This is a genomic window from Maridesulfovibrio sp. (genome assembly GCF_963678865.1).
Lineage (GTDB): Bacteria > Desulfobacterota > Desulfovibrionia > Desulfovibrionales > Desulfovibrionaceae > Maridesulfovibrio.
In genome coordinates this window covers 1,995,993-2,012,987 of record NZ_OY787459.1, presented here as the reverse complement: position 1 = coordinate 2,012,987, position 16,995 = coordinate 1,995,993, and the positions used below count along the sequence as shown (strand labels likewise).

The following is a 16,995-nucleotide window of genomic DNA, read 5'->3' as shown; positions in this document are numbered from 1 at the left end:
ATACAAGGAATGATCTCCGTAATATTAGGTGTGGATTCCGCCGTTAACAGCAATGGTCTGGCCGGTGATATAGGAGGCTTTGTCCGAGCAGAGAAAAGAAACCACTCCGGCGACTTCCTGCGGGCTGCCCAGCCTTTTCAGTGGAATTTGGTTTTTGATCTGATCCACGGGCAGTTCTGCCACCATGTCCGTTTCAATGAATCCGGGGGTAACGGCATTGACCAGAATGTTGCGTTTGGCAACCTCCACGGCCAGCGATCGGGTCGCTCCGATGAGTCCGGCTTTGGCGGCGGAGTAGTTTGTCTGTCCTGCAACGCCTGTTTCGCCAGAGGTGGAAGCGATATTAATGATTCGTCCGGTCCGTTTGCGCAACATGCGTGAAACTACAGGCTTGGTCACATTGAAAAAACCGCCCAGATGGACCTGAAGAACTTTGTTCCAATCTTCGGAGGACATCATCATCATGATGGAGTCGCGCGCGAAGCCTGCATTGTTGACCACTATATAGGGAACTTCCTTCTGAAGCAGCGGGGAAAGAACCTTTTCCACCTCTTCTTCATTGGTAACGTCAAATTTAAGCAGGGTGCATTCCCGCCCTTTTTCCCTGATTGCAGCAGCAGTTTTTTCCGCGCCTGCGTCATCACTGCGGTAATTGAGCCAGATGTTGTAGCCGTCTTCAGCCAGTTGCAGGGCGATGGCTGCGCCGATACCTTTGCTGGCGCCGGTGATTAAAGCAATTTGTGACATTGTAATCAGCCTAATGCAAAAAGGGGCTCAAAGCCCCCTTCAGAGTGCTGAGAGAAAACGGTCTGCAACTGGCTGCAAACAATATTGAACCGCATGAATGCCTATTCATCGTTTGAATATTGTTTTTCGCCCTGAAGACGGCTCAGTCTCACCAGTCTTTGTAATTTGCTAATGGATTAGGAGTTAATTTTATATGTTGTCTTCTTGGGAATTTCTACCATCGTCATAGCCCTTTTTGAACTCTCCGGGCATTTCCTTGACTTCCTTGACTGCCTGTCCTGTGGCCTTTCCAATTTTGGCACAGCCAAGGGACGAAATCATGAGTGCTGCAATGATCAGTGCAGCGGCAATTCTGGTGATCATATCTCCTCCAGCATGTTTTTCTGTTGTCATTTACTAATCCGGTCTTTTGGAAAAAGTCAATTTGTATCACAGGTCACAGCCGGAGAGCACTGCCAGCCTGTTACGTCCCCTTTGTTTGGCTTCGTACAGGGCAGCATCGGCAGTTTCAATTATCCGGGCGGGGGTGGTCAGCTTTCCGTTGCTGACAGCAAGCCCGATACTGATAGTCAGCCAGTGGGTTTTTCCATCATGTTCAAAAGGTGATGATTCTACCGTTCTGATCAATCTCTCCCCGATGGCTGTGGCTGTACGCTGATCGGTTTTAGGAAGGATTAAAGCGAATTCATCTCCTCCCAGGCGGGCCAACAGGTCGTCGCCGCGCAGTTGGTCTTCCAGCACTTTAGTCAGATGGCAGAGCCCTTTGTCTCCGGTGGGGTGCCCGTATGTGTCATTCAGTTTTTTAAAGTGGTCGATATCAAAGAAAAGCAGGGAGAAAGGCGTCCGTTCGCTTACGGAAAAATCAATATATTCCTGCAGGCGGTGCTCAAACAGTCGACGGTTGGTCACCCCTGTTAATGGATCTGTGACAGCTTCTTCCCGCAGGCGCTGTTCTTCTCGTTTGCGCTTGCGGATGTCTATAAGGATTCCGGCCAGCTGTTCAGGTTTGCCGTCCTCTCCGCTACGCAGGTTCCCGATAAGTTCCACCCAGCGCAGGTCACCGCAATCTGTAAATAAACGCATGTCAAAGCGGAAAACATTTTTCCGGTTGCCTTGCAGGTATTGCCGGGCAGCGGCAAGCAGGGGACGGCGGTCATCCGGGTGGATCAGGTGCAGAGCCTTATGCAGCGAAAAGCGGATGTTGTCCGTTGGGACCGGAACGGAATAGAGAAGCTCCGGTGAGCACCATATCTGTCCGGTTTTGAAGTCGAATTCCCAGACGCTGCTGTCTGTCAATTGTTTGAGAATGCTGAACTGCCTGCGTTTAGCGCTGAGTCTGTCGCGCAGCACTGCATTTGAAATAAGGTATCCGGCAGTTTTGAGCAGGGCTATTTCTTCATCCGACCAGTCGTAGGCTCGTTCACAGTCGTCAAAGCCCAGAGTTCCCCACCACTGATCTTCCACCATGATGGAAATTGTAAGCATGGATTTTATTTTCTGTACTTCAAGGGTATCCCTCAGCCAGCCCGGTTCGATCCGGTTGGTGACCATCTTCTGCCATTCCCCGCGTTGTCTGCTCCAGACAGTTTCCCGGTATTCCGGGCGGTTTATCTTGTTAGTGAACATGCTGAACATGGGCATGCCCAGCTGTTTGTAGCGCGGGGCCGAAGCCCATTCAAAGGTGTAATTCTGAGTTATGTGCGTGTCTGTGACTTCAATGGTCTGGAAGATCCAGACCCTACTCACACCTGTAGCCCGGCCGAGGGCCTCAAGCAGGTCGTTCACCCCGTCGGGCCATCCTTTTCCTGTGGTCAGCTCTTCGGCACTTCGGGCAATTGCCGAAAGTACTGCGGCATTTGATCCCTCTTCGTAGGAGCTGCCGATATTTTTAAAATTCCCCGTTTTGATCCCCATAAAAATCCATATGTTATTCAGACAGGTTGTTAAGGTTGTCGTATGTATGCTTGTTGAGAAGAATTCGAGATTAAATGATATGACATTCGCTGGGTATTATGGTGGGTGTGCTTGTTATACCGAGCTAAGCTGCAGTGTTTTCAGGATTATCTTGCGAAGTTCGTTTTCTTCTACAGGTTTGGCAATATAATCGTCCATACCTTTTTGCAGAAATTGTTCCCGGTCCCCTTTCATGGCGAAAGCGGTAATAGCAATGATGGGGATACGCTTGTTATGTGCCCCCGCCTCACCCATCCTGATAGCCTGAGTCGATTCCGTACCGTTCATAACAGGCATATTGATATCCATAAGTACCAGGTTGAAGTCTTCATAGAGTAATTTGTCGAGTACCTGCTGCCCGTCTGTGACTGTTTCCACATTGAACCCGAGTTGTTCAAGAAATAGTTTGATATAAAGCCTGTTGACCTTTTCGTCTTCAGCCACAAGGATTCGGTAGTCCGAGTAAGAGGACTTGGCTTTCGGGGAGTTTTCTTTTGTTTCAGGAAGCAGAGTTTCGTGTTGAGGGATGTTAAACGGAATTGAAACATTGAAGCAGGTTCCTTCGCCTGCCGTGCTTTCGACAGAAATGCTGCCGTTCATCAGTTCGGTCAGCTTTTTGCAAATGGATAACCCCAGTCCGGCTCCCTGATATTGGCGGGTGCTGCCATGGCTGACCTGAGAAAAGGACTGAAACAGCTTGTGCATTTTCTCTTTCGGAATTCCTACTCCGGTATCTTCCACTGTGAAGAGCAGCTCGTATTGCTTAGATTTATAATGCGGTAGTACCGTTGCATCAATGCAGACATGCCCCTTATGGGTGAACTTGAGTGCGTTACCTACCAGATTGGTCAGGATCTGCTGCAGGCGTGCCGGGTCCCCGATAACGGTCCGGGGGAGGTCCGGAGCAAGTCTGAGCATGAGTTCTACTCCTGAATGACGGGAAGTAATTTCGAAAAGTTCAAAGACATGCCTTATCTCTTCCTCAGGGTTGAATTCTTTGTAGTTGAGGGTCAGTTTCCCCGCTTCAACCTGGGCCAGATCGAGAATATCGGACAGAACATTGTTCAGTCTTTTGGAGGCCTGCATTGCCGCGTTGACATATTCGCCCTGTTTGGCTGAAGTGGATTCTATACCAATGAGTTGCAGCATGCCCATGATGCCATTGAGCGGAGTGCGTATTTCATGGCTCATATTAGCCAGAAATTCTGATTTGGTTCTGCTGGCGGCCTCGGCCCGAGTCTTTTCTTCTTCGACTTTGTTCAAAGCATCCTTAAGTTCTGTCACATCTCGGACAATACCTTCCACCTTGGAGGGGGACCCATCTTCATAAAAGGGGACATTGCTTTGCTGCAGCCATTTGCTTCGGCCATAGCGGTCAATTATCCGGTACTCCACAATGGGGGACATTTTACCGCAGGCCATATCAAGCCATTGCTGGTGAATAAAGTCCGCAAAGTCAGGATGAATCAGATCAAAGAAAAATTGTGAATTGTTATAGAATGTTCCTGGAGGATATCCGGTAATTTCAAGGCAGGCCGGGCTTACATATTCAAATTTTTTGTCCGGTATGGAAAAGCGGTAGATAAGGTCTTTGGAATTTTCGGCAATGGTCTTGAAACGGGATTCTGTCCTTGCCAATTCCACTTCCATTTTTCTGTGGTCGGTAATGTCCTCCAGTGAAGCTATCACTTCAGTTGGGTTGCCTTTGTTTACCGGGTTGAATATGGCGCGGATATAACTAGTCTTATTGCCTGTTACAGAAGTATATATGTCTTGATATACGGAGGTTTCACCTTCCACCGCCTTTTTTACGGCGGCACGCATTTTGCGGGTGCTATGCTTGATCGAATTGAAGCCGATGAGCTTTTTCTTATCGGACCCCATGAGCTTCACAAATTTCTGGTTACAGTCGATAATGGTTCCTGTGTTATCAAAGCGGATCATTGCATGAGGTGAGTGCTCAAAAATAAGCCGGTGGCGCTGCTCACTGTCCCGCATCTGTTTTTCTATTGCCTTACGTTGGCTGATGTCCCGCAGGGCGGTTATGTGAAGTTCTCTGTCATCCTCAATAATTATTTTTTCCTGTATCTCGCATGGAAAAGTTGTTCCGTCTTTGCGAAGCGCGGTTACTTCGTATGCCTTTTCAATGTTGGCGCTAATCTTTTTGATAACCTTTTCACGGTCTTCCGGGATGACCCATTCTGTGTCTGACTTTCCTATTGCTTCTTCTAATGTATAGCCGAACATATGTTCCGCAGTTTTGTTCTGATCAAGGCAGATGCCATCCTCGGAAATTAAAATGGACTCAAAAGTCGCATCTGAAAGCCTGCGATTGCGTTTCTCACTGTCGTAAAGATTTTTTTTTGATTTTTGGTGTCTTACGGCTTTCATCTGTTCTCCGACAATATATTATTGGACAACCGAAAATAAAAACAAAATATACAGTACATAAAAAAGAATGTCTTGTGAATTGTTGTCTGCTATCAGTCAGTAAAAAGGCCGCAGCAGATTTTATTCTGCTGCGGCCTTTATCGTGGAAATTTATGGGGGTTACCAGTTGTCTTCGCTGTATTGCCAGCTCATGTCATCCAGCTCTATATCCATAATTTTTATATAAATGTTCTCTTCCGTTTCTCTGATCGAAACATCAGCTTTTATCCAGCGGTCCATGTATTCGCTCAGACTGCGTCCACGTGAGTCCGGCTCGACAATATACTCTTCCTCACTGTCTACCAGAATCGCAATGTCAAACCTGTCTTCTGCTTCACCGCTATATGGAACCACCTGTCCGTATATCGTGTCTTCATATTCTTCTGTTGACACAGTTTTTCTCCAGTATGATTAATTTTGCAGTAATTTTTTAGCGTAGACGGCGTTTCCTTTTTCAGGGATGAAAAAACGGTAGTGGCGGTTCTGCCTGCTGAAACCTGTTGCCTGCAGGAAGTTTTCGGAATTCTCATGAGCACGTGAGTCAGGCACTTCGCAAAAAATAGTGCTTCCATCCGCGGCTGAAATCTGACGTTCGATTTCATCAACCAGAGCGGCTCCGATGCCGATATTCCTGAACTCCTCATCCACAGCGACAAGGTACAACTCATAGCAGTCTTCCATGTCGGCAATGGTGCCGAAGTATGCAAACCCGCATAGAGGCTGCTCATCTCCATTAACAACATGAGCTCTTATAAATGTACTGAACGGGAGACTGGTATTGTATGCTTCTTCCCAGACACTCTGTTCGAGCATTTCAAGTTTTTCCTGCGGAATGGTCTGGCAGCAGGCGGCCAGTTCCAGTATCTCTTCGGTATCTTCCGGATTCAGTCCAATACTGAGTTTAAGCTGCAGTTCTGTTTCAACAGGTTCTGCACCATGCTCATTTTCGAAAGGCATTTGTTGTTCCTCACTTCATTCTGATCAAATACAAAGCGGAGACCACAATAAATGTTTACGCTTTGCAGTCTGCGAATGCAGGCTGTCTATTTAAAGCATGGAGTGTGCCAGATATAATGCATTGAAATAAAAGGGTATATTTGTGTATTTGCGGCTAAACAGGAACCTCGGGTTCCTGTTTGTCGGTGTTCGGGCGGTTGTTTGTAAGGCCGATTTGTCCGTAATTAGCCGTAACTGGCTAAAAACAACTTGAGATTGCGAAAATTAGGGGCAATGCCTTTGGGTGTAATGCAGAATCGGGAGTTCCTTTTCTTGAAATGAGTTCGGAACTATCAGTTCTTGTTTGCAGTGAAATCACTCCGTTTCAATTTGTGTTTATTCATCAGTTTGCTTACCTGCCGGGTTGAAACGCCAGCCTTGGCTGCTGTGCGGGTTATGCTGCCGTTTGTTCTGCTTAAAAGGCGAGTCAGGTACGTTTGCTCAAAAGAATCAATTGCAGACTGACGGGCTTTTCCCAAAGGGATGTCTGTATCAACCATAGTAGGGTGTGAGCTGTTGCAGTCATGGAAGAATTCGATGGGGAAGCTGCTTTTGGTCAGTTGTGGTCCTGATTCAAGGATACAGGCCCTTTCAATTATATTTTCAAGCTCGCGCACATTGCCGGGCCAGTCATATGAAATAAAAGCTTCAAGCACATCAGGGGCCACGGATTCGATATCTTTGTTGAGCTGGGTGTTGAACTGGGAAATGAAGACCCTGCTCAAGTGAAGGATATCTTCCTTGCGCTCCCGCAGAGGGGGAAGGGTGATGGGAAATACATTCAGCCTGTAGAACAGGTCCCGCCTGAAATCCCCGTTGCGGCACTGTTCATCAAGGTCTTCATTAGTAGCGGCGATGATCCGAACGTTTAACGGGATGGACAGTTCACCTCCCACCCGCTGTATGTGTCTTTCCTGAAGAACATCAAGTAGCTTTATCTGAACGGCGGAGCTGATAGTGCCTATTTCATCAAGGAATATTGTTCCGGAGTCTGCTAACTCGAATTTACCGAGTTTGCGTTTCATGGCCCCGGTAAAGGCGCCCTTTTCATGGCCGAAAAGTTCGCTTTCAACAAGGGAGTCAGGGATTGCTCCGCAGTGTATATTGATAAACGGTCTGTCCTTGCGGCTGCTGTGGGCATGCAGCATGCGGGCGATAAGGTTCTTTCCGGTGCCTGTTTCCCCTGAAAGGAGCACCGTAGTCCCGGTTGCGGCTACCTGCCGGACTTTTTCAAGTACCTCCAGCATCTTTTCGCTCTTGGTATTGACCACATCCTTGTAATCGTCTCCCCAGAACTGATCCCTCAGATAATCCAGTTCCGAGTGGCGGATGTCGGCCTGATGCGCTTTTTCAATAACCAGTTCCAGTTCTTCTTTTCCGACTGGATGGGTAAGGTAATCAAAGGCCCCGGCTTTGACTGCTTCCACCGCCTGCGGAGACTGGTTGCTGTTTGCGACCACTACAATGGAGGCGGAAGGGTATTTTTCAAGCAGTCGGTCAAGGGCCGCATCAACAGTCATAGACGGCTCCATAAGGGAGTTCATTTCAACTACGACCGTATCAATCCCGTGATCCTCACCATGCATGGAATCAATCCCAATATCGGTTTCCCTTACCACATTCCGTTTTGAATCAAGCCCTTCGACTATCCCGGAAAGTTGATGCCTGTTGCGGGTTATTAAAAGTATTCTGCGCACATCTTTCTCCTTGCGGCAAAAGATACTTTTTATGCTTTGTCAGGACAACAAAAAAGAAAATGATTGTAATTGAAACAGTTGTTTAACAATTGTATAAGAATATGAAGGTTCTTCCTCTCCCTGTGGAAAATATCGGCAATTCTGGAGTTAGTGATGACAAAAAAATGTATTATGGTCGCCATGCTCGGCGCAGCGATAATGTTTATGGTGCTTTGGATGACAGGCTCATTTGAGTCCGCAATGATTGAAAAAGGGCGGATAGTCCCGACCCGCAGTAAAGCGGGGCCTGCCGTTACTGCTGTTGCGGAATCCGTGGTTGTGCCTGTGGTTTATGAAGCAGTGGGAACTGTACGTCCTGAAACGGAAACTTCAATTGAAGCGCAGGTTACCGGAAAGGTTCGCAAGGTGCTGGTTCATTCCGGGCAGAAAGTCCGCAAGGGCGATCAGCTCATTGTGCTGGATGACCGGGAATTCAAGACCAGGCTTGAAAGCGCGGAACAGGGACTTAAATCTGCGGAGGCCTCTGAACGTCAGGCCCGTGAAGGTATCAACGCCGCCAGAGCCGAGGCGGATACGGTTACAGCCACTTGGAAGCGGATGAAGAAGCTTTTTGAAGACAAGGTTGCAACACAGGATGAGCTTGACCGGGTGGAAGCTAATTACCTCAAGGCCAAAGCTGCTCTGGCTCAGGCTGGAGACGGTTTGGATGCTGCTTCCGCCGGAGTCAGACAGGCCCGAAAAGGTGTTGAAGCGGCTCGCATAAATCTAAGCTATACAATTATTTCCGCTCCGGCTGATGGCGAAGTTGCCAAACGCATGGTGGAACCCGGCGACCTTGCCTTCCCCGGTAAGCCGCTTATGCTGATCCAGACCGGCGGGACCCTGCGGCTGGAAGCCCTTGTACGTGAGAGTGTAATCGGACAGGTCCGTGTCGGGCAGAAATTTGCGGTGGACATAGAGGCTCTTGGTGAGGGGGCCGAGGCCGTAGTGGAGGAGGTTGTGCCCTCTGCCGATCCTTTGACCCGGACCTTTTTGGTTAAGGCTGGGATTGATCCTTTACCCGGTCTTTATCCCGGAATGTTCGGACGGCTGCTTATACCTGTCGCTAAAAAACAGGTTGTGCTTGTTCCTGCAAGAGCCGTTTCCCGCGTGGGGCAACTGCAAACAGTTCTGGTTCAGAGTGGCGGAAACTGGGAACTGGTCTACGTGCGCAGCGGTGCAAGCCACGGCGATAAGCTGGAGATTCTGTCCGGGCTTCGCGGTAATGAAACTGTGGGGTTTGAACTGCCCGCAACCGGAGGTCAGCAGTAATGCCCACTTCGTTGAAGCCGGAACAGAGCCGGGGGTTGATCGCTACGGCTGTTAATTTTTTTCTGCATTCCAAGTTGACTATGGTGCTGGTTGTCGGTGCACTTTTGTTGGGTGTGGCCGCTGTTCAGCTTACCCCGCGTGAGGAGGAACCGCAGATAGTAGTGCCAATGGCCGACATCATGGTACAGGCTCCCGGTGCCGGGGTGGAAGAAGTGGAGAAGCTGATTACCACTCCGCTGGAGCGTATTCTCTGGCAGATTGACGGGGTGGAGTATGTTTATTCTATCTCCCGACGTGATTCTTCCATGGTTACTGTGCGGTTTTATGTGGGCGAGGATCGAGAAGAATCTTTGATCAAGCTGCATAACGCCATCACCAAGAACAATGACCTGGCTCCGAAAATAGTTTCAAACTGGGCTATAAAACCGGTTGAAATCGATGATGTCCCCATTGTGGCCCTGACCCTTTACCCATCTGCTCATTCTTCCGGCGGACATGAAGATATCTCCGATTTCGAATTGCGCCGGGTTGCCGAGGAACTTGCTGCCCGACTGGCTGAGGTGGAGAACCTTTCCCGTGTTTCTCTCGTTTCCGGGCGATCCCGTGAAATGCGCGTTGAATTGCAGCCCGAACGCATGGCCGGATTTAATATTTCACCTCTGGAAATTGCCGGGGCGCTTCAAGGCGCGGACCAGTCCGCTGTGGCAGGATCAGTTCTTTCCGGTAACCGGGAAATTATCGTTTCGGCTAATTCTTTTTTGGAAGATGCTGCCGATGTCCGTAATCTGGTGGTGGGCGTGTTTAATTCCCGTCCGGTTTACCTGCGCGATGTTGCAGAAGTCTTTGACGGGCCGCAGGAGGCTTCTTCCTATTCCCGGATCGGTTTTTCCCGTATGTACCTGACTAAAGCGGGGCATGATCCTGAACAGTCTTCCCGTCCTGCGGTGACCATTGCCTTTTCCAAGAAAAAAGGCACCAATGCGGTCAAGGTTGCCGAGGCCGTGCTTGCCCGTGCTGAGCAATTGAGGGAAGCTATTCTGCCCGCAGGTATTGAAATGGAGGTTACCCGCGATTATGGCAAGACCGCTGATGCAAAGGTCGATGAACTGCTAGGTTCGTTGGGGTTCGCCGTGGTTACGGTGATAATCCTGTTGGCCCTGACCCTTGGCTGGCGCGAGGCTGCTGTTGTCGCCCTTGCTGTGCCTATAAGTTTTTCGCTGGCCCTGTTTGTCAATTACCTGCTTGGCTATACCATCAACCGGGTGACCCTCTTCGCTCTCATTCTTTCTCTCGGACTGGTCGTGGATGATCCAATCACCAATGTGGACAACATTCAGCGCCACATCCTGATGAAAAAGAAGAACCCTGCAGCGGCGACTCTTGATGCGGTTTCGGAAGTTCTGCCTCCGGTAATCATGTCCACATTAGCAATTATAGTTTCATTTGTTCCTTTGTTTTTCATTACCGGAATGATGGGGCCGTACATGGCTCCCATGGCCGCCAATGTCCCGCTGACCGTGACTTTTTCCACTGTCTGCGCTTTGACCATTGTGCCTTGGATGGCTTTCCGGTTGTTGAAAAATCTGCAGCCAAAGGCAATGTCAGCAACATCCGGTCCCGGACGCATTGAGTGCCTTTACACTAGGATTATTACTCCTTTTTTGGACTCCCGTTTCCGTCGCTGGCTGCTGGTAGGTGTGATCGTTGCCGGACTTGTTTTTTCCATGGCCCTTGCCGGGTTAAGGTTTGTGCCGCTGAAGATGTTGCCTTTTGACAATAAAAATGAATTCCAGATCGTTATTGATATGGATGAGGGTACGCCGCTGGAGCAGACAGACCGTGTGGTTCGCGAAATGGAGCAGGTGCTGCGAACAGTACCGGAAGTGACCAGTTTCGTGACTTATGCCGGAGAACCTTCCCCCATGGATTTTAACGGATTAGTCCGTCATTATTATTGGCGCGAAGGCGGACATATGGCTGATATCCGGGTCAATCTTGCTGATAAATCCCGTCGTGAGGAACAGAGCCATGCCATTGTGCTCCGGTTGCGAAATGAGCTGGAGCAGGTCGCCCGGCGTAACAACGCAAATATAAAAATTGTGGAATCCCCACCCGGACCACCGGTTATTTCTACCATTACTACCGAGGTCTACGGGGCTGAGGACCGTCCATATTCCGCACTTATTGAAGGGGCGCAGCAGATTGCAGCTACTATGGAAGATGAACCCGGAGTGGTGGACATAGATCTATCCACCGAGGCGGACCAGACCATGGTCGACTTTGTGCTTGATAAGGAAAAAGCCGCCCTGCACGGAGTCAGCGCCCGAGACGTGGTTAATACTTTACAGATGGCCCTTTCGGGGATGGTCCCGGCAACAGTCCATGAGCAGGGTGAACGCAATCCTTTACCTGTGAGGCTTATCCTACCCCTCCTAAGGCGTGCGGATGTGTCGTCACTTGAACAACTCAAGGTGCGCACTGCCGACGGTCATTCCGTCCCCTTGGCCGAACTTGGCCGTTTGGTTGAAATCAGCCGCGAGCAGCCGGTTTACCACAAAAATCTTAAGCGCGTGGTCTATGTGTTTGCGGAAATGGCAGGTCGCGCACCGGGAGAAGCCATTCTCGACATGCAGTCTCGGCTTGATAAAGATCCGCTGCCCCCGTTTATCTGGTCCGACTGGGCTGGGGAGGGGGAATGGCAGATCACACTCGATGTTTTCCGTGATCTCGGACTTGCTTTTGGTGCGGCCCTGCTGGGAATTTATATCCTGCTCATCGTGGAAACAGGTTCTTTCGGGATGCCGCTCCTGATTATGTGCGCTATTCCGCTGACTTTGCTGGGTATCATGCCCGGATTCTGGCTGCTCAATGTGATCAGTGCCGGGACCGTGCAGGGAGCAATAGGTGAAGCCTTTGCCGATCCGGTTTTCTTCACAGCCACAGGTATGATCGGCATGATAGCTCTGGGCGGAATTGTCATCCGTAACTCGCTGGTGCTTATAGATTTTATCCGTCAGTCAGTTGCCGGGGGTATGGAATTAAAGGATGCGATCATCAAATCCGGTTCGGTGCGTTTGCGGCCTATCGCTCTGACTGCGGCTACCACCGCACTGGGAGCATGGCCGATTACTCTTGATCCTATCTTCTCCGGATTGGCTTGGGCTCTTATTTTCGGGCTGTTGGCTTCAACTTTGTTTACGCTGCTGGTTGTTCCGGTGGGGTATTATGTGTTTGAGCAGAAAAATAATCAGAATTGACTTGCATCATATGATTCCTACTGTCTTTGTGTGAAATAGAAGCCGTAGAGGTTGTTAAAATCAACCGTAAACCTTTTATATGGAGGTCCATATGGCTGACTTAAATCTCAAGAATCTTAAGGATGTAACCATAAAGAATATTGACCATAACAAGGTTCTGAATCTCACTGATCTGGTAGTTTATCAGGAAGGGCAGGTGGTCAGCAGGACTCTTTCGCAGGTCAAGCAGATTTCTCTGACCCTGTTCGCTTTTGATACCGGGGAAGGGATAAGCACCCACAGTGCGCCCGGTGATGCCATGGTGCAGGTCCTGGACGGTGTTGCCGAGGTTACTATCGGCGATGACGTTTATAATGTGGCTGCAGGTGAATCAATTGTCATGCCCGCAAATATCCCCCACGGCCTAGAGGCGCGTGAGCGATTCAAGATGTTGTTGACTTTGATCAAGCAGTAGTAATTGTCTGCAACAGGCCCAGCGGCTGAAATAGGCGTATGCCTTTTCGTGTCGTTCGGGCCTTTTTCTTGTTTATTGCATCCTTACTTTTCAAACGTCTAATTCACAATAGCTGGATTTTTCCGGCAAGCGGATGGTGAATTTTGTCCCTTTGCCGGGAGGACTGCTAACTATCAGTGATCCTTTGTGCTGTTCGGTGATGATAAAATAAGAGATGGAAAGTCCAAGTCCGGTTCCCGCATTCGCCCCCTTGGTGGTGTAAAATGGATCGAATATTTTTTTTAAAATCTTTTCGGGTATGCCCGGACCATTGTCTGTTATTTCTATAACTATATGTTGTTCCTCTTTTTTTAGCATCAAATCGAGGGTGGGCTGCTCTTCGGGTGAGTATTTCTTTTCCGCCATGGCTTCGCTGGCATTTTTAACCAGATTCATAATTACTTGCTGTAGTTCACTTCTAATGCAGCAAATGTGAACCTGTTGGGGAGGATATTTTTTTATAATTCTGGTTTTTTTGAACCAGCTGTTATTGCTGAAACTGAAGTCGGAAGAAATAAGTTCAAGACTTTCATCAAGAATGTCCTGAATCGCACATGGTTTCATTTCTCGCGATGCGTCACGGCTGAAATTGAGCATGCTGGCGATAATTTTGGAAGCCCTTTCCCCTGCATCCGAAATGGACTTTATCATGCGCAGAATATCTCTTTTGCGGATATAAGCCCGCATTGCTTCCAAATCTGTATTGCACTCTTTCGCGATACTCAGATTTTTCGGGGTATCAGTGAACAGGCGGTTGGTAATATTCTGGCAGGCACCAAGTATGGCAGATAGCGGATTATTTATTTCGTGGGCAATCCCTGCAGCCATGCCGCTCATGGAATTCATTTTTTCGTTCTGAACCATCAACTCCAGTGCATGAATTCTGTGGGTTATGTCTCTTGCTACGCCCAGACAGTATCTTTTTCCGTCTTCTTCAAAGATACAGCCCACAACCTCTACCGGAAATATTGAACCGTCTTTGCGGCGGTGCCTTGTTTCCGTTTTTAGGTGTATGTCCTGCTCTATCTGGGCAACAGTTTTAATCCATTGATTAAGATTGAGATCAGGGTCTATCTGATCAAGGGGCATTCCAATTATTTCTTTCCGGCTGTAGCCAAGGGCTAATGATGCCGCGTCATTTATATCAATGATTATCCCTTCTGAATTCATCAGGTAAATGGGGTCGACAAGATTCTCGAGTAAGCGTCTATAGGCGTTCTGGCTTTTCTGGATTGAGCGGTCATACTTATCCACCAGCAGGTATATGATTCCGGCAGTGATAAGTACATATAGCCAGCCTTTGAAGGTCTGGATATTCTGGATCAAGTTCGGATCACTGACCAGAAAATTGAGCAATTTGTCTGAAAGAAGAATCCATAGAAAGCCGAATAAAGCGTAAATTGCTGCAATCTTATGGGCGATTAAGGAATTTTTGTTGCCTTGATTCACGTTTAAGTCCTGTTAGTGATTTTGCTTTATGAAACTGCAGGTTTGATACAATTGCCTGCGATAGCAGAATATCATAGCAGCAAATTCAAGTACAGGACTGGATTTAAGAGGTTGGTCAACATGTACGGCCCCTTCCTTTACTCGAAAGGAAAGGGCCGCCCTTTTTACTGATTTACACCCTTCATACCTTCGTCCGTATAGCGATTTCCCAAGACCTTTCTGGTACTCAGGATTGTTTCAATGGCTGCAAGATCTTCTTTATTAAGCTCGATCTGCGTCGCGCCTATATTGGAATCAAGATTTTTAATTTTTGTGGTTCCGGGAATGGGAATTATGTTTTCCGCCTGTGCGCAAACCCATGCCAGAGAGAGTTGGGCCAAAGTGCAGCCTTTGTTTTCGGCAAGTACGCCGAGTGCGTCGGCAATTGTTTTGTTGCCTGCATATGCCTCACCCTGAAAGCGGGGCAGCCTGTTCCTGAAATCGTTCTTGTCTTTGGATGGTTTCCAGCTACTGAGAAGTCCCCGGCAGATGGGGCTGTATGGAATAAAGCTTATTCCCAACTCGCGGGTCAGGCCTAGTATTTCATTTTCCGGATCACGGGTGAGCATGGAATACTCGGATTGCAGGGCGGAAAGAGGGTGCACCGCATGGGCCCGGCGCAGGGTCTCCGCTGAAGCTTCGGATATACCTATGGCCTTGATTTTACCTTCATCTACAAGTCGTGACATTTCCCCGATGGTTTCTTCAATCGGCGTATCTTTATCCACCCGGTGAATATAGTAAAGATCGATGCAGTCGGTTTCCAGTCTGCGCAGACTTTCGTGACAGGCTTTGCGGACGTACTCCGGTTTTCCACTGATGGTTCGGGCATATTCTCCGTTTTCGCGGACAATACCGAATTTGGTGGCGATGACCGCTTCATCCCTGCGTCCCTTAAGAGCCTTTGCCAGCAGTTTTTCGTTGTGACCGTCTCCGTACATGTCCGCAGTATCGAGAAAGTTGACACCGTGGTCCAGTGCGTGGCGGATCAGTTCGCATCCTTGTTCTTCCGAAGCCGGGGCTCCGTAGAATTCGCTTAGCCCCATGCAGCCGAGGCCGATGGCGGATATTTTGATGTCACTGTTGCCGAGTTGTTTGTAATGCATGTTGTCAGACATATTGATCTCCTGTGTGTTTTGATTACTGGGTGGATCAATTAATAGAACCTGGCAATAAATATGTCGAATATATCTTTTTAATCAGAGTAATATCTGTTAGATATTACTAATGGAAACACGACAGTTGAAATATTTTCTGGCGGTGGCCGAGGAACTGCATTTCGGGCGCGCCGCCAAGCGGTTGCATATCTCCCAGCCTCCGCTCAGCCAGCAGATTATGAAATTTGAAGAAGAGCTTGGAGTTAAGCTTTTTCAGCGCAATAAACGTTCGGTTTCGTTGACCGCAGCAGGGAATTCTTTACTGCGCGATGCCCGGTCCATTCTACGTTCCATTGAACGGGCCGAAGCAAAACTGCTGGATGCTGCAAGCGGGCAGGGCGGGCAGCTCTGTCTCGGGTATATCGGTCCGGCACTTGAAACCTCGCTGACTGAAATTATCCGCGGATACAAAAAAAGTTATCCTGCCGTCCGGTTGAGCTTGCGGGAAATGTTTACCAAGGATCAGCTCAAGGCTTTACGCAAGGGCGAGATCGATGCCGGGGTTGTCCGTTTGTTTCGTCATGATGTCTCTGATCTTGAGTGCGAATTATTCCATCGGGAGTCCTATGCTCTGGTCCTGCCTTCGGATCACCGTCTCTCTGAAAAGGAAAGTGTGGATATCACCGAACTGGCCGGAGAACAGTTTATATTTTTCCCCCGTGAAGATCAGCCCCGGCTTTATGATGAGTGGATGAGGGTTTTTGCTGAGTCCGGTTTTGTGCCGGATGTGGTACAGGAGGCGTCCCGGAAAAGTGCTACCGTGGCGCTTGTTGCGGCCCGTATGGGGATCGGGATTGTTCCGGAAAGCATGGTCAGGAGAAAACCGCAGGGCGTTGTATTCAAGAAACTTACCGGGGATTTCCCGTCTATTGAAATGCAGCTGGTCTACAAGCGGCAGGAAGGTTTCCCGGCAGTGCTGAATTTTGTAGACGCCATGAGGGCGGCCGGAAACATGCAAGGCCGGGTAGAAAATTGAAAGTGATATTTGTATTCAGGCTTTGCACACTTTTTCCATGGGATATAATCTGAACTCAAATGCAAGCCAAAGGAGGTTCTTATGTCTCTTGGAAGAATAGTTGTTTTTGCCGCAGGTGCCGCAGTTGGTGTTCTGGGATGTTATGCCCTCAAGTCTGAAAAAGTAAGGCCAGTTGCAGTCTCCACTGTGAAAGCCGGAATGAAGGTCAGGGACTGGTCCGTAAAACAGTACGAAAACATCAAAGAGGATGTTAAGTCGCTGGCTGAGCAGGCCCGGGAAAAGAGCAATGCCCTTGCTTCTAAAGAAACAGCAAAGGAAAACGTATGACTACATTAGCAAGACTCGCACTCTTCGGAGCTATCGGCACTCTGCTTTTTCTGCCGCTGGTGCTAAAACGCAAACACCGTCATCGTCATCGTTTTGGCAGCCCCGCCCTTGTGCGCGGCAGTGCTGGTAAAGGACGCAGGTAGCTTAAATACCTGATATAAGT

General features: G+C 48.8%; 15 protein-coding genes. 6 read left to right on the top strand and 9 right to left on the bottom strand.

The window, feature by feature from the left end:
* Positions 1-24: 24 nt before the first annotated feature.
* The 7 genes from fabG to ACKU41_RS09250 all read right to left on the bottom strand — a co-directional run bounded on the left by fabG (position 25) and on the right by ACKU41_RS09250 (position 7,823).
* On the bottom strand, positions 25-747 hold the full coding sequence (gene fabG, locus ACKU41_RS09280; protein WP_321405144.1) for a 3-oxoacyl-ACP reductase FabG: 723 nt from the start codon (positions 745-747) through the stop codon (positions 25-27).
* Between the two features lie 189 nt (positions 748-936).
* Positions 937-1,140 (bottom strand): hypothetical protein, encoded by a 204-nt coding sequence (locus tag ACKU41_RS09275; protein ID WP_319776876.1) that lies wholly within the window; start codon positions 1,138-1,140, stop codon positions 937-939.
* Between the two features lie 36 nt (positions 1,141-1,176).
* On the bottom strand, positions 1,177-2,661 hold the full coding sequence (locus ACKU41_RS09270; RefSeq protein ID WP_321405143.1) for a diguanylate cyclase: 1,485 nt from the start codon (positions 2,659-2,661) through the stop codon (positions 1,177-1,179).
* A gap of 114 nt (positions 2,662-2,775) precedes the next feature.
* Positions 2,776-5,091, bottom strand: a complete 2,316-nt coding sequence (locus ACKU41_RS09265; protein ID WP_321405142.1) for a PAS domain S-box protein — start codon at positions 5,089-5,091, stop codon at positions 2,776-2,778.
* A 159-nt stretch (positions 5,092-5,250) separates the two neighbouring features.
* Positions 5,251-5,523 (bottom strand): hypothetical protein, encoded by a 273-nt coding sequence (locus ACKU41_RS09260; protein WP_319776870.1) that lies wholly within the window; start codon positions 5,521-5,523, stop codon positions 5,251-5,253.
* An 18-nt stretch (positions 5,524-5,541) separates the two neighbouring features.
* Positions 5,542-6,087 carry a GNAT family N-acetyltransferase gene (locus ACKU41_RS09255; RefSeq protein WP_319776868.1) on the bottom strand — a complete coding sequence of 182 codons (546 nt, stop codon included), beginning with the start codon at positions 6,085-6,087 and terminating at the stop codon, positions 5,542-5,544.
* A 332-nt stretch (positions 6,088-6,419) separates the two neighbouring features.
* Positions 6,420-7,823 (bottom strand): sigma-54 dependent transcriptional regulator, encoded by a 1,404-nt coding sequence (locus ACKU41_RS09250; RefSeq protein WP_321405141.1) that lies wholly within the window; start codon positions 7,821-7,823, stop codon positions 6,420-6,422.
* 153 nt (positions 7,824-7,976) lie between these two features.
* On the opposite strand from ACKU41_RS09250, the gene ACKU41_RS09245 reads away from it, so the two are divergent.
* The 3 genes from ACKU41_RS09245 (at position 7,977) to ACKU41_RS09235 (ending at position 12,845) form a co-directional block, all read left to right on the top strand.
* The gene (locus ACKU41_RS09245; RefSeq protein ID WP_321405140.1) at positions 7,977-9,134 is read left to right on the top strand and encodes an efflux RND transporter periplasmic adaptor subunit; all 1,158 of its coding nucleotides are present in this window, start codon (positions 7,977-7,979) and stop codon (positions 9,132-9,134) included.
* Positions 9,134-12,391 (top strand): efflux RND transporter permease subunit, encoded by a 3,258-nt coding sequence (locus ACKU41_RS09240; RefSeq protein ID WP_321405139.1) that lies wholly within the window; start codon positions 9,134-9,136, stop codon positions 12,389-12,391. The genes ACKU41_RS09245 and ACKU41_RS09240 overlap by 1 nt, the downstream gene beginning before the upstream one ends.
* 91 nt (positions 12,392-12,482) lie before the next feature.
* The gene (locus tag ACKU41_RS09235; protein ID WP_321405138.1) at positions 12,483-12,845 is read left to right on the top strand and encodes a cupin domain-containing protein; all 363 of its coding nucleotides are present in this window, start codon (positions 12,483-12,485) and stop codon (positions 12,843-12,845) included.
* A gap of 90 nt (positions 12,846-12,935) precedes the next feature.
* Here ACKU41_RS09235 and ACKU41_RS09230 read toward each other — a convergent pair whose 3' ends face one another.
* Together ACKU41_RS09230 and ACKU41_RS09225 are read right to left on the bottom strand one after the other, a co-directional pair.
* Positions 12,936-14,333 (bottom strand): ATP-binding protein, encoded by a 1,398-nt coding sequence (locus tag ACKU41_RS09230; RefSeq protein WP_321405137.1) that lies wholly within the window; start codon positions 14,331-14,333, stop codon positions 12,936-12,938.
* Positions 14,334-14,497: 164 nt separating this feature from the next.
* Positions 14,498-15,490 carry an aldo/keto reductase gene (locus tag ACKU41_RS09225; protein ID WP_319776855.1) on the bottom strand — a complete coding sequence of 331 codons (993 nt, stop codon included), beginning with the start codon at positions 15,488-15,490 and terminating at the stop codon, positions 14,498-14,500.
* Between the two features lie 109 nt (positions 15,491-15,599).
* Between ACKU41_RS09225 and ACKU41_RS09220 the strand changes: the two genes are divergently transcribed.
* The 3 genes from ACKU41_RS09220 (at position 15,600) to ACKU41_RS09210 (ending at position 16,975) form a co-directional block, all read left to right on the top strand.
* The gene (locus ACKU41_RS09220) at positions 15,600-16,505 is read left to right on the top strand and encodes a LysR substrate-binding domain-containing protein (RefSeq protein WP_321405136.1); all 906 of its coding nucleotides are present in this window, start codon (positions 15,600-15,602) and stop codon (positions 16,503-16,505) included.
* Positions 16,506-16,586: 81 nt separating this feature from the next.
* Positions 16,587-16,832 carry a hypothetical protein gene (locus ACKU41_RS09215; RefSeq protein WP_319776852.1) on the top strand — a complete coding sequence of 82 codons (246 nt, stop codon included), beginning with the start codon at positions 16,587-16,589 and terminating at the stop codon, positions 16,830-16,832.
* Complete coding sequence (locus tag ACKU41_RS09210; RefSeq protein ID WP_321405135.1) at positions 16,829-16,975, top strand: hypothetical protein; 147 nt, start codon at positions 16,829-16,831, stop codon at positions 16,973-16,975. Before ACKU41_RS09215 ends, ACKU41_RS09210 begins: the two co-directional genes overlap by 4 nt.
* Positions 16,976-16,995: the final 20 nt, after the last annotated feature.

What these genes read in the sequence shown, in the direction of transcription:
- fabG (WP_321405144.1), bottom strand. Translation starts at nt 747, where the DNA reads ATGTCACAAATTGCTTTAATCACCGGCGCCAGCAAAGGTATCGGCGCA.
- ACKU41_RS09275 (WP_319776876.1), bottom strand. Translation starts at nt 1,140, where the DNA reads ATGACAACAGAAAAACATGCTGGAGGAGATATGATCACCAGAATTGCC.
- ACKU41_RS09270 (WP_321405143.1), bottom strand. Translation starts at nt 2,661, where the DNA reads ATGGGGATCAAAACGGGGAATTTTAAAAATATCGGCAGCTCCTACGAA.
- ACKU41_RS09265 (WP_321405142.1), bottom strand. Translation starts at nt 5,091, where the DNA reads ATGAAAGCCGTAAGACACCAAAAATCAAAAAAAAATCTTTACGACAGT.
- ACKU41_RS09255 (WP_319776868.1), bottom strand. Translation starts at nt 6,087, where the DNA reads ATGCCTTTCGAAAATGAGCATGGTGCAGAACCTGTTGAAACAGAACTG.
- ACKU41_RS09245 (WP_321405140.1), top strand. Translation starts at nt 7,977, where the DNA reads ATGACAAAAAAATGTATTATGGTCGCCATGCTCGGCGCAGCGATAATG.
- ACKU41_RS09240 (WP_321405139.1), top strand. Translation starts at nt 9,134, where the DNA reads ATGCCCACTTCGTTGAAGCCGGAACAGAGCCGGGGGTTGATCGCTACG.
- ACKU41_RS09235 (WP_321405138.1), top strand. Translation starts at nt 12,483, where the DNA reads ATGGCTGACTTAAATCTCAAGAATCTTAAGGATGTAACCATAAAGAAT.
- ACKU41_RS09225 (WP_319776855.1), bottom strand. Translation starts at nt 15,490, where the DNA reads ATGTCTGACAACATGCATTACAAACAACTCGGCAACAGTGACATCAAA.
- ACKU41_RS09220 (WP_321405136.1), top strand. Translation starts at nt 15,600, where the DNA reads ATGGAAACACGACAGTTGAAATATTTTCTGGCGGTGGCCGAGGAACTG.
- ACKU41_RS09215 (WP_319776852.1), top strand. Translation starts at nt 16,587, where the DNA reads ATGTCTCTTGGAAGAATAGTTGTTTTTGCCGCAGGTGCCGCAGTTGGT.
- ACKU41_RS09210 (WP_321405135.1), top strand. Translation starts at nt 16,829, where the DNA reads ATGACTACATTAGCAAGACTCGCACTCTTCGGAGCTATCGGCACTCTG.